The organism is Salinivirga sp. (genome assembly GCF_035268865.1).
GTDB lineage: Bacteria > Bacteroidota > Bacteroidia > Bacteroidales > Salinivirgaceae > Salinivirga.
The window spans coordinates 79,667-90,744 of the sequence record NZ_DATFKB010000024.1 but is presented as its reverse complement, the minus strand read 5'-3'; the positions used below and the strand labels follow the sequence as shown (position 1 = coordinate 90,744).

Genomic DNA, 11,078 nt, shown 5'->3' with positions numbered 1-11,078 from the left:
TCCGAAATTTTCTGAATAGCATTGTTAATTTCCCACCTTGAGCTATAACTAAGCGCCAGATTTAGCACGGTCCGATTATTTTGGCTGGTTTTTTTCTTGGCTTCTGCCAATTTAGCCTGAACGTCTTCTGGCAATGACTTAATATCTCCGATAGTTTCCAACCGGATATTATTTTTCATCAAAGTAGGCACCTCAGAATTTATTGTTTGGATAAGCAAAGACATTAATGCATCAACTTCTGTACGTGGTCTACTCCAGTTTTCAGTTGAAAATGCATACAACGTAAGATACTCAACGCCAATTTCTGCTGCGGCTTCGGTCGTTTCGCGAACTGCCGAAACTCCGTTTTTATGTCCAAAAATTCGGATATTACCTTTCTTTTTTGCCCATCGACCATTACCATCCATTATGATGGCAACGTGTTTAGGGAGTTTATTTACAGCTACTTGTTCCTTCAAAGTCTTCATCTTCCACGCACTTCTGACATTTTATAAATAGGCGGGGCAAGTTACACAATCTTTCAATTTATACGATAGGAAAACACCAAAAAATGTAAACCAATCGTCGTTTTGAGGATTTGCCCTCTGCTTTAACGGAAAACTTCCTGAGGAATTATATCTCCAGTCAGAAATTTTATCTAAATCGTCACGAAAAGTTTTGTGCAATGTGTATTCCAGTCCCATTGCCAAACGTTCTGTAAGTCCAATTTTAACACCCAATCCAAATGGAATGGTTATATTCTCAAGGGCATTTGCTGCGAGTTTAAAATCCACAAGCATGAATCCCAGGCCGGCGCCAATATATGGGGTGGCATATCGATAACGCACGGTTTGTTCGAAATGTAAAAAGTTAAACTCCATAAAAGCAGAAGCTCCAAGCATGTCGGAACTAAACTGCTGGTTTCTTAAATTTTGGTAATCAAAATCTGACAATGCATCATCTCCTCCAACACGTGCATATTGAATGCTCCCCTTCAGCGCAAGACGTGTATGAAAATTGTATCTGTAAAAAGCACTTGCTGCGGGCTTAACACTTCTGAAAGGTGTTTCCTGGTTCACGTCACCCATGTAAGTTGCTCCACCGAGCATTAAACCAATATCGGCGTTCTTTTGAGAAACGCCGACATAATACAATATTATAAACAGAAATAATAATCTAACCTTTTTCATAAATACTATCGGTATAACCGAAGTCTTGGCTCTCCTTTTCTTCCGGTTTTGAGTTTGAAATTCAACGTAGCTGTAACAAACTGATACTGATCGTACCATTCACCAACACTTCTGCTTCCACCAGGTACATATTCTTCGAGTGATTGCCTTAACTGATCGCTCATGCGGTCGAAGCCATGTCCACGGTAAGATAGTGCTGCTCTTGTATATTCACCATTTGCAATAGCCTCTTCAAGATCTGGATAATCGCCGTGACCGAGGTCATCCATATAATCGGTAAAAGCTAATCTCCAGCCAGCCTCAATATTGACAGAAATATATTTGGCTATTTTAAATTGTATGCCGATACCCACAGGGATAGCCACGGCAACGGGGAAATAGGTCTCTTTTCCGTTGGGCAGCACTTCAGTATTGTATTGTCTTAATGCAACCCACTTGTCATCGAACAGAGTTTTGGGATTAAAATAAACTCCGCTAATCCCTGCAAATAGATAAGTAGGTAACACAAAGTTTTTAAATCGCTGTGATGCTCCTAAAAAATTGTAAATATTCCTTTTTTTCTGCTCTGTTATTAAGTAAAACTCATATTGAGCAGAAACCTCAGTTATTGAGGTTCTTACTTCGTATTGATTTTCAGGCCATGCGCCATAAGCATCATTCGCATACAGAAAACCGGTGGTAAGTACTGCTTTCGCCTTGTGCCTGTCGCTGAATGCCATTCGCAGACCAATTACTCCAACGGGTCGCCATGTATTGACATTGGTCCAGAAATATTTTGACAAGCCGCTATTCTCAGCTTCACCTACATCACTCATAAAATTAGAGATTCCGCCGCCGGCAATTAGCTCATAGCGCAATTTTCTCCATTTATAAACCTGGCCATCGGCACTTTTTGCCAGGCTTATGAAAAGTACTACAAAAAGCAGGAAATGCGCTATAAACTTCATATGTGATTGTTTTTGCATTTTGTTTCTTACTTTTAACTAACAAATATAGGTTAAAATTTTGGCATTCCGTTACGACCGGTGCGCAATTTATATGTTACGTTTACCACCATAAACATATAATAATCATCATATTTCGGATTACCTCTGATATCATTTCCACCTACAGCCGGATAGTTTTCTGTACTGGGATCCTGCAAGTATTGTTCCACAGGATCATCAAAAAATGCAGGATCTACATAAGTTGTGCTAACATCGTCGATGTAATCGGTGAATGTTATACGCCCGCCATATTCCAGCCCCACACTAATTTTCTGGGTTATGGGATATTTAAAGCCAAAACCCAGGGGTATAGAAATTGCAAGCCGGTTATATTTTTCGCGGGTAGCGATCTTACCCTGACCCTCGGTACCTATGGGTTGTAAATTATACCATTTGCCATCTTGTGCTTTGGCCTGTGGATTGAACCAAAAAACATTTACTCCGGTAAAAACATAGGTATTAAGGTTCAGACTGGCTAAGGAAAAACCTCCTCGTCTTCTGGATCTCCTGTAACGGCTAATACGTTCTTTAATAATGGAATACTCTGCCTGCACACCAAGCTCAATAATTGGTGCACGAAAATGCAGATTTCTGTCTTTTCGGTCCTGGTTTTCTGAGTCTTTATCATCGCCACTCAAATATCCAAAGCTAAGTGCACCTTTTACAGCCAGAGGCTCAAGAATTTTATAGCGCATTCCAACAGATATAAGTGGACGGGTTGCAGAAAAATCAAAATCCTGCCAAAATTGTCCTCCTGATTTTTCTCCTCCTCCTAACTCTCCAAGGAAATTTGTTGCTCCAAGGCCGCCATATAATTCGTAGCGGGTACGTTTCCATCGCATACTTTGGGCCGAAATTAGATTAGGAAGCAGGAGGGCTAATATACCGATTACAACTATTTTTTTCATTCCATTGATTTTTAGAAAGCTGTATTATTCCAATTTGTAAAAATATACATATTTAAGAATCTATCAAAAGCTTACAGCAATTTTAGCCATATTTTACTGAATTACATTCATATTTTGATTAAACCTTTAATTCCTTTTATCAATTCCCCACATAAGTTTATTCCTTATGGTATTAAAGTACGAATGACCTTCTATTTTTATTATCCTAATTGAAAAAGGTGCTTTTTTTACAGAGAAACTCATAGATTTTTCAAAGAAAAATGTACGCGCATCAAGCGAGGCAATATGTGTATCTGTACGACTTTCTACATTAAATGTTATTTTATGGTCTGCACTTACTACCAACGGTCTCACGGTCAAATTGTGCGAAGCTATTGGGCTGATTATTAAATTATTGGTTTCAGGAACAACAATAGGCCCTCCTACCGACAGAGAGTAAGCGGTTGATCCTGTGGGCGTTGAAATAATTAACCCATCGGCCCAATAAGTATTTAGAAACTCACCATTTACCCAGGTGTGAATCTTCACAAGTGTAGATTGATCATTTTTCCTGATCGTAAAATCATTAAGCGCATATGGGAATTCACAATTCAATGGTTCGGAGGTTTCCATTCCAATAAGCGAACGATTTTCAATTGTATACTTATGGTCAAACACATCATTAAGCGCTTCAATGATATCTTTTGGTGCTATGTCGGCCAAAAAACCAAGCCGACCGCTATTAATTCCCAGTATAGGAATATTTCTGTTTCTAATGTAGGTAACTGTCTCAAGAAATGTACCGTCGCCGCCAATACTAATCATCATTTCCAATTCCGGATCCAGGTTGTTGTAATGGTCAAATTCCTTAACTCCATCTAAATTAAAACCATTTTTTCTGAGCTGACTGGCGAAATTTGAATGTATATGTAAGCTTGCAGATCGCTGATTGAAAAAATTCAAAATCTCTCCCATTATCGGGAAAAATGTTTCCTGGATAGATCTGCTATAAATTCCAATCTTCATTTATTCTTAATATTAAAAGGGATCTTTGATAAGGACGAATATAAAGAATATTTTCTGCTGAATATCAATAAAATCATACGATTTTAAACCATTTATGTTTCTCTGTTTATTGAGAGTTGATTTTTAATGCATTGTTGATTCAAAATGTAGGGTAGAATAGACAAAAATTATGTAAGTTTGCGGCAAAATTTTGCAAAATGGTACTGGAAGAAAAAATTCTTATTCTGGATTTCGGATCGCAATACACCCAATTAATCGCAAGACGCGTACGAGAATTGAATGTTTATTGTGAAATCCACCCTTACAACAAAATACCTCAACTCGACAAAAGCTTTAAAGGCGTTATTCTATCGGGTAGTCCTTTCTCGGTAAGAGATAAAGATGCTCCCGTGCCTGATTTGTCGCAGATAAAGGGTAAGCTACCGGTTTTAGGGGTGTGCTATGGCGCCCAATATCTTGCACACGAAGCAGGTGGTGAAGTAACTCCATCGAAACACCGCGAGTATGGTCGCGCCAACCTTACTTCCATTGACCAAAAATCACCACTTTTAAAGGGATTAACTCTTAACACACAGGTATGGATGTCGCATGGCGATACCATTATAAATATGCCAGAGACCTTTAAACCTATTGCCAGTACGCATGACGTAAAAAACGGTGCTTTTCAAATAGGAGAACAAAACACCTTTGGCATCCAGTTTCACCCAGAAGTATACCATACAACAGAGGGCAAAAAGCTTTTAGAGAATTTCGTTAAAAACATTTGTGGAGTTTCAGGCAACTGGACAGCGGCTTCATTTGCAGAAGCTGCGATAGAAGAGTTAAAAATCACCATAGGAGACGAAAAAGTGGTCCTTGGTTTATCAGGGGGCGTAGATAGCAGTGTAGCTGCAGTGCTACTTGACACAGCCATTGGCAAACAGCTGAATTGTATATTTGTCAATAACGGCTTGTTGCGTAAAAATGAGTTCGACGAAGTTTTAGCTTCGTATAAAGACATGGGATTAAATGTAAAAGGTGTAGATGCCAGCGACAAATTTCTTGATCAACTTGAAGGTGTAAGTGACCCTGAACAAAAACGAAAAATAATAGGCCGTGTATTCATCGAAGTATTCGATGATGAAGCCACTAAAATAAAAGATGTAAAATGGCTTGCCCAGGGCACCATTTATCCTGACGTAATAGAATCAGTTTCGGTAAACGGTCCTTCGGCCACTATTAAATCGCATCACAATGTGGGTGGACTACCGGAGACCATGAACCTTAAAATTATTGAGCCGCTTAAATTGCTTTTTAAAGACGAAGTAAGAAAAGTTGGCAAAACACTGAATATCTCACAACAACTAATTGGGCGCCATCCATTTCCGGGTCCCGGGCTATCTATCCGCATACTGGGCGAAATCACAAGAGAAAAGGTCAGGATTCTGCAAGAAGTTGATAGTATTTACATTGGACAAATGCGTGAACAAGGGCTTTATGACGATGTGTGGCAGGCCGGTGCTATTCTTTTACCTATACAATCGGTAGGAGTAATGGGTGATGAAAGAACCTATGAGCAGGTGGTAGCATTGCGCGCCGTGACTTCTACCGACGGAATGACTGCCGATTGGGTACATTTGCCTTATGATTTTCTAAGTAAAGTTTCAAGTAAAATAATTAATAATGTAAAGGGTGTAAACCGCGTAGTATACGATATCAGCTCGAAACCACCGGCTACTATTGAATGGGAATAATATTACGGTTTAGTTATTTTTTACCTTTAAAATCATCGAGTTCTCTGCGTTCTTTTTTGGTGGGACGGCCCTTGCCACGCTGCCTGTAACCATCAATATTGAAACGCATCATATCTATTTTGGCCAGCTCTTCCTCCGGGGTCAGGTCTTCCATAAAATCTTTAACCAACTTAGCGCCCATTCTTTTTTCTGCAAGCGCCAAAACTTTATAGGTATGAATCAAAGGTGGTTTTTTGACATCGATAATGGTCCCCACATTTATTGCCTTGCCGGGCTTAACTGCATCACCATCAATGAGCACTCTTGATTTCTTGCATGCTTCAGCTGCCTGAGTGCGTGTTTTAAAAACCCTTACGGCCCACAACCATTTATCTACTCTTACTGCTTCTGGATCACTCATGGTTAAAAATATTTTCAACAAATGTAATAATACATATACAAAATTTTAGTCCTATTCGTTCTCATTTTCTGTAAAACGGGTTGAATTGATTGGTTTTGTTTTAAATTAATTGTTAGTTTTGTAGCACTTTGATTTATAGTATATGCGGACGATTGTTGCTTTATTAAGTATTCTTTTTTTAGGAAATTTTCTTACTTACAGCCAGACCGGTGAAAATTATATGGTCGGCAACAAAGTATTAAACGCTACACAGGAAGTTGACCCTGGTTTTTTTCAAGAAGCCTTTATTGAAAAACTCGTATTCATGCGCATTAATGAAGTGCGCACAAAACGTGGTTTTGACCCGTATGAACAATCTGAGATACTAACCAACGCAGCCAAACTCCAGGCTGACTACATGGTTGAAATTGAAGACCGCACACTGGAAAATAAAAATAAAGACTTAGCCACTACATCAGAGAGGCTGCAGCATTTTGGAGGATCAGGCAGAGGGCTTGAACTAATAGAAAGAGAATCCATAAAAAAGCGCGGAATTTATTACACATATAAAAAATTAGCTGACAACATTGCTTTTGAATGGTTTAACTCGAGCCGTGATTCTGAATACCTCTATTCTGACAAATACACTCTGATGGGTATTGGAATATCGCTGGGAAAAAAGAGAAGGCGTGTTTACATTTCCATGATACTTGGTAATTTTCTGACAGATAATAACGGAGCTAAACAAACCAAGAACCTTACAATTGAGGTCACCCAACCAGCATTCTTTTGGTGGAAAAGACTGGAACATTATGATGACCGGGCCTGCAGACGCATAGACCGCCTTGAAAATTTGAGTTTACTGCAATCGGCTTTGAGCATAAATGATGAAAACGAGATATATCTGGACTTTGACAACGCAAGACCACTTAAACGTTTCCTTAGAGAAAGAAAAGATGGCCTGGCAATTGACATTATTTCTAAAGACCAGTACCTCTGTGGTGCACCAAACAAGGTAGACTATAGCCTGGTTAATCGCGGCATGAGGCTGAACCCGGTTTACAGTAATGAGTTCTGGCGAAAAAATGAGATCGAAGGTAAATATGTAAGAGAAGTTAAAGTTCCAATTGGCAAGCTACCCGACGAATTAGCCAATGAAGATTATGAATTAAATTTATTGTTGATTCAGGGCAACCATGTATGTAAAAGCATACCTGCTTCTTTTCTTTCTGATTGCGAAGGTGAATACAAACAGCCACTTAAAATTTTGGCCGATACAGTAACCATAAACTCAAAGTTTGACTACCATCCAGTAGCAGATAGTACGCAACTCAGCTTTAGAATACCATTTGAAAAGAAAAAATATACTTATCGAACCGAAGACATAGAACCTTTCTTAAAGCTCCTGAACGAACCCGACTTCCTTATTTATGAACTTAATATTTCGGCTTTCTCATCCATTGAGGGTATAGAAACCGAAAATACCATGCTTCAAAAGAAAAGAGCGCAAAGCATTGTAAATGCCTTAAGGAAACGGCAAAAAGACAGCATAATTTCGGAGATAAAAACTGAACCGGCCTGGGATCAGTTCAGAAGAGACATACAATCGACACAACACAATGTGCTTGCATCCATGAGTATGCAGGAAGCCCAGAACTATATCAGGAAATACAATCTTTCGAAAAAACTGGAACCGATTTTAAAGAAGCACCGATATGCTCAAATCGACATGAAGGTGACCTATGACATTTCAGGGCCCAAAGAGCAGGAATTCGTCATTAGCAAATTTAATAAAGCTATCAAAAAAAGAGATTTGCCACTTGCCCTTTCAATTCAGAAATACATCATGAAAAAGCTCATGAATGGACAGTACCCAATGTCAGCAGTCTACAATCAGGAAATTCCTGAAAAATCAGAGTTTGCCGGCCTGCTCATGAATAAACTCTGGTTAGAAATGAAAGGCACAAACACCTCGGCAAGGCAACATAAGGAACGTATAGCAGAGTTGCACGAACTCGACAGGTATAATGAATACATTGCTTTTAACCATGCCTTATGCAGGGTGAAATATGAGCCTTTAAAAGATGAAAGACAAATAGAAGATATACAAAACGACATTGACCGCTTTTATTATAAATCATTCACAAAAGAGACGGTTGACAACCTGAATATGCGTTTTCAATTTAAGGTTATCAATGCTGCTGATTCGTTAAATGAGGATCGCGACGATATAATTGAAGACCGGCTGGAGCAAATAAAAGAAATTGTTGATATTACAGAAGAAAGCATTGAAAACTCATTAAGACTGGCAGAGCTTTTCATTCAGAATAAAGATTATGCTTTTGCGATAAAAATGCTTGATGCTTTTGTAGAGTCCCCAGCAGCGCCTGAAGATATGGTTTTTACATATCTTTCTTTGTGCAGTCGGTTCGGGGATCGGTTACTTAGCAGAAAATTTGCCAGGGTAATGCGAAAGGCTTATCAAATAAATGCAAATCGCTATTGTATGCTTTTCGATGGCGAGCATTTTTCATATCGTGTATTTGAAAACCCTTACATAAAGCAATTTTATTGTGAAGAGTGTGGTGAGCCGCAAATCTCAAATAAAAACAATAAATAAGCTTATTTATTGTTGAATTGATTCATTGCCCTCTGAATACCTACCGTACCAAAAGCTTTAACTGCATCTATGCATGTTTCAATGCGCTCAGGAAGTTGTTTTTTCTCTTCCTGGTCCCATTTTCCCAACACATAATCGACCTGATTCCCCCTGTGAAATTCATCACCAATTCCAAAACGCAGGCGCGCATATTTATTAGTACCAATTAATTCATTAATATTTTTTAATCCGTTATGGCCACCGTCAGACCCTTTGGCTCTAATCCTGATGGTGCCAAAGTTAAGTGCAAGATCATCGGTTAATACCAATAAATGGTCGGTTGAAAGTTTTTCTTTTTGAAGCCAGTAATTTACTGCCTTTCCACTTAAGTTTACATAAGTCGACGGTTTAATAAGAATAAACTGCCGTCCTTTAAACTTAACATCAGCCCTATCACCATAGCGAGCAGGGCTAAAAGAAACATTGGACGCTTCGGCAAAAGCGTCCAATATTTGAAATCCTATATTGTGGCGCGTACCTCTGTACGTTTCGCCAATGTTTCCTAAACCTACGATCAGGTATTTCACGGTTGAAAGTGGTTTTATTCTTCGCTTGACTCTTCTTCAGCTCCTTCAGCAGCACCTTCAGCTTCTTCACCTCCTTCAGCTTCTTCACCTTCTTCTTCAGGTTCGGCAATTTCCATTGCAGCTGCAGCAGCTCTACCTGAAATAACACCAAGGATTTGGCTCTGATGTGGATCAACAAATGTTAATTTATCCGATTCAATATCACCAATCTTAATACCATCATTAACCTGAAGTTTAGAGATGTCGACATCAATTTTTTCAGGCATGTCGTTAATCAATCCTCTTACCCTCAGGTAGCGTCTTTTTTGTCTTAATTTACCGCCACCTAATACACCAGGTGAAGTACCTACTATGTTCACTGGTAAAGCTACGGTAAATGGTTTATCAGCTTTTATTGCTAAAAAGTCGATGTGTAAAATTTCGTCTGTAACAGGATGAAATTGTATGTCCTGCATAATCGCATCATGTTTTGTACCTTCAATGTCCAACCTAACATTGTATACATTATCAGTATAAACGAGGTTTTTAAACTCATTTTTATGGGCATAAAAATGCATAATCTCGTCTGTACCATACATTACACAAGGCACCATTTCTTGCTTACGCAGCTTCACGGTTTCTTTTTTACCTGTCTGCTCTCTCTTCGTTACTTTTAATTCAAATACTTTCATTGTTTAAACGTTTTTTGTGTTACTCAAAACCAGCGGTCAAAGGGTAACGGTTTCCCATCACACTTTAAACGTCATTTTTTCAGGGCGCAAATATATAAAAAATTATACAATAAAATTGCCACTAATCGATTCTCTATGATAAACTTTTTTAATCGTATCGGCAAAAATGTTGGCAACAGACAAAACCGTAATCTTATCTGACTTTTCTTTGAGTGGAATTGTATTACTCACAATGACCTCTTCTATGGGCGACTTCTCAATACGCTCCATTGCCGGACCAGACAATACAGGATGGGTTGCCACAACCCGAACACTATTGGCTCCTTTTTCCATCATAATTTCAGATGCCTTGGTAACCGTACCCGCGGTATCAATCATATCATCCACAATCACAACATCACGATCTTTTACCGGCCCTATAACTGTCAATTGGCCCACGACATTGGCTTTTTCTCTCGATTTGTGACTAACCAACATAGGTGTTTCAAGGAAACGTGCATAGGCATTGGCACGCTTTGTACCTCCCATATCGGGCGAACCAATTACCGGGTTTTTCAGTTTGAGTGATTTGATATAGGGTACGAAAAGTGAAGAAGCATAAAGATGATCTACCGGAACATTGAAAAATCCCTGTATCTGGTCAGCATGTAAATCCATGGTCATAATACGGGAAACACCTAACGAATGTAAGGTATCTGCAACTACCTTAGAACCTATACTTACACGCGGTTTATCTTTTCGATCCTGCCTTGCAAAACCAAAATAGGGTATAACAGCAATAATCTTGTATGCCGAAGCACGTTTAGCAGCATCAATCATCATCATAAGCTCTACCAAATTATCATTTGGCTGAAAAGTAGACTGAATCATGAATACGTGGGCTCCTCGCACAGACTCTTCAAAGGAAGGCTGGAATTCACCATCACTGAATTTTTGTAAAGTATACTTTCCTAATCTTGTACCATATGCACGGGCAATTTCTTCTGCCAGGTAGGTTGATTTTTCTCCTGAGAAGATCTTGATGGGGGATTCAATTGACAT

The 11,078-nt window shown here is 39.0% G+C and carries 11 protein-coding genes; 2 read left to right on the top strand and 9 right to left on the bottom strand.

Translation table 11 applies throughout. The annotated features are described in order from the left end of the window. The 5 genes from uppS to VJ937_RS01860 form a co-directional block, all read right to left on the bottom strand. On the bottom strand, nt 1-467 hold a 467-nt coding region (gene uppS / locus VJ937_RS01880; RefSeq protein WP_324065223.1), incomplete at its 3' end, for a polyprenyl diphosphate synthase. A 21-nt stretch (nt 468-488) separates the two neighbouring features. After that, on the bottom strand, nt 489-1,169 hold the full coding sequence (locus VJ937_RS01875) for a DUF6089 family protein (RefSeq protein ID WP_324065222.1): 681 nt from the start codon (nt 1,167-1,169) through the stop codon (nt 489-491). Between the two features lie 5 nt (nt 1,170-1,174). Continuing rightward, entirely contained in the window at nt 1,175-2,116 is a 942-nt protein-coding gene (locus VJ937_RS01870) for a DUF6089 family protein (RefSeq protein ID WP_324065221.1), read from the bottom strand. A 50-nt stretch (nt 2,117-2,166) separates the two neighbouring features. After that, nucleotides 2,167-3,063 carry a DUF6089 family protein gene (locus tag VJ937_RS01865; protein WP_324065220.1) on the bottom strand — a complete coding sequence of 299 codons (897 nt, stop codon included), beginning with the start codon at nt 3,061-3,063 and terminating at the stop codon, nt 2,167-2,169. A 126-nt stretch (nt 3,064-3,189) separates the two neighbouring features. Beyond that, the gene (locus VJ937_RS01860) at nt 3,190-4,068 is read right to left on the bottom strand and encodes an NAD kinase (RefSeq protein ID WP_324065219.1); all 879 of its coding nucleotides are present in this window, start codon (nt 4,066-4,068) and stop codon (nt 3,190-3,192) included. Between the two features lie 203 nt (nt 4,069-4,271). On the opposite strand from VJ937_RS01860, the gene guaA reads away from it, so the two are divergent. After that, complete coding sequence (guaA, locus tag VJ937_RS01855) at nt 4,272-5,801, top strand: glutamine-hydrolyzing GMP synthase (protein WP_324065225.1); 1,530 nt, start codon at nt 4,272-4,274, stop codon at nt 5,799-5,801. Nucleotides 5,802-5,814: 13 nt separating this feature from the next. On the opposite strand, the gene VJ937_RS01850 is transcribed toward guaA, so the two are convergent. Beyond that, nucleotides 5,815-6,201: an RNA-binding S4 domain-containing protein gene (locus VJ937_RS01850; RefSeq protein ID WP_324065218.1), complete on the bottom strand. Its 387-nt coding sequence runs from the start codon at nt 6,199-6,201 to the stop codon at nt 5,815-5,817. A gap of 142 nt (nt 6,202-6,343) precedes the next feature. Here VJ937_RS01850 and VJ937_RS01845 point away from each other — a divergent pair, with 142 nt between their 5' ends. Next, nucleotides 6,344-8,800, top strand: a complete 2,457-nt coding sequence (locus tag VJ937_RS01845) for a CAP domain-containing protein (protein WP_324065217.1) — start codon at nt 6,344-6,346, stop codon at nt 8,798-8,800. A 2-nt stretch (nt 8,801-8,802) separates the two neighbouring features. Here VJ937_RS01845 and pth read toward each other — a convergent pair whose 3' ends face one another. The 3 genes from pth to VJ937_RS01830 form a co-directional block, all read right to left on the bottom strand. Then, nucleotides 8,803-9,366 carry an aminoacyl-tRNA hydrolase gene (gene pth, locus VJ937_RS01840; RefSeq protein ID WP_324065216.1) on the bottom strand — a complete coding sequence of 188 codons (564 nt, stop codon included), beginning with the start codon at nt 9,364-9,366 and terminating at the stop codon, nt 8,803-8,805. A 14-nt stretch (nt 9,367-9,380) separates the two neighbouring features. Next, nucleotides 9,381-10,037 (bottom strand): 50S ribosomal protein L25, encoded by a 657-nt coding sequence (locus VJ937_RS01835; protein ID WP_324065215.1) that lies wholly within the window; start codon nt 10,035-10,037, stop codon nt 9,381-9,383. Nucleotides 10,038-10,139: 102 nt separating this feature from the next. Continuing rightward, nucleotides 10,140-11,078 carry a ribose-phosphate pyrophosphokinase gene (locus tag VJ937_RS01830; RefSeq protein ID WP_324065214.1) on the bottom strand — a complete coding sequence of 313 codons (939 nt, stop codon included), beginning with the start codon at nt 11,076-11,078 and terminating at the stop codon, nt 10,140-10,142.

What these genes read in the sequence shown, in the direction of transcription:
- VJ937_RS01875 (WP_324065222.1), bottom strand. Translation starts at nt 1,169, where the DNA reads ATGAAAAAGGTTAGATTATTATTTCTGTTTATAATATTGTATTATGTC.
- VJ937_RS01870 (WP_324065221.1), bottom strand. Translation starts at nt 2,116, where the DNA reads ATGAAGTTTATAGCGCATTTCCTGCTTTTTGTAGTACTTTTCATAAGC.
- VJ937_RS01865 (WP_324065220.1), bottom strand. Translation starts at nt 3,063, where the DNA reads ATGAAAAAAATAGTTGTAATCGGTATATTAGCCCTCCTGCTTCCTAAT.
- VJ937_RS01860 (WP_324065219.1), bottom strand. Translation starts at nt 4,068, where the DNA reads ATGAAGATTGGAATTTATAGCAGATCTATCCAGGAAACATTTTTCCCG.
- VJ937_RS01850 (WP_324065218.1), bottom strand. Translation starts at nt 6,201, where the DNA reads ATGAGTGATCCAGAAGCAGTAAGAGTAGATAAATGGTTGTGGGCCGTA.
- VJ937_RS01845 (WP_324065217.1), top strand. Translation starts at nt 6,344, where the DNA reads ATGCGGACGATTGTTGCTTTATTAAGTATTCTTTTTTTAGGAAATTTT.
- VJ937_RS01835 (WP_324065215.1), bottom strand. Translation starts at nt 10,037, where the DNA reads ATGAAAGTATTTGAATTAAAAGTAACGAAGAGAGAGCAGACAGGTAAA.
- VJ937_RS01830 (WP_324065214.1), bottom strand. Translation starts at nt 11,078, where the DNA reads ATGTCAATTGAATCCCCCATCAAGATCTTCTCAGGAGAAAAATCAACC.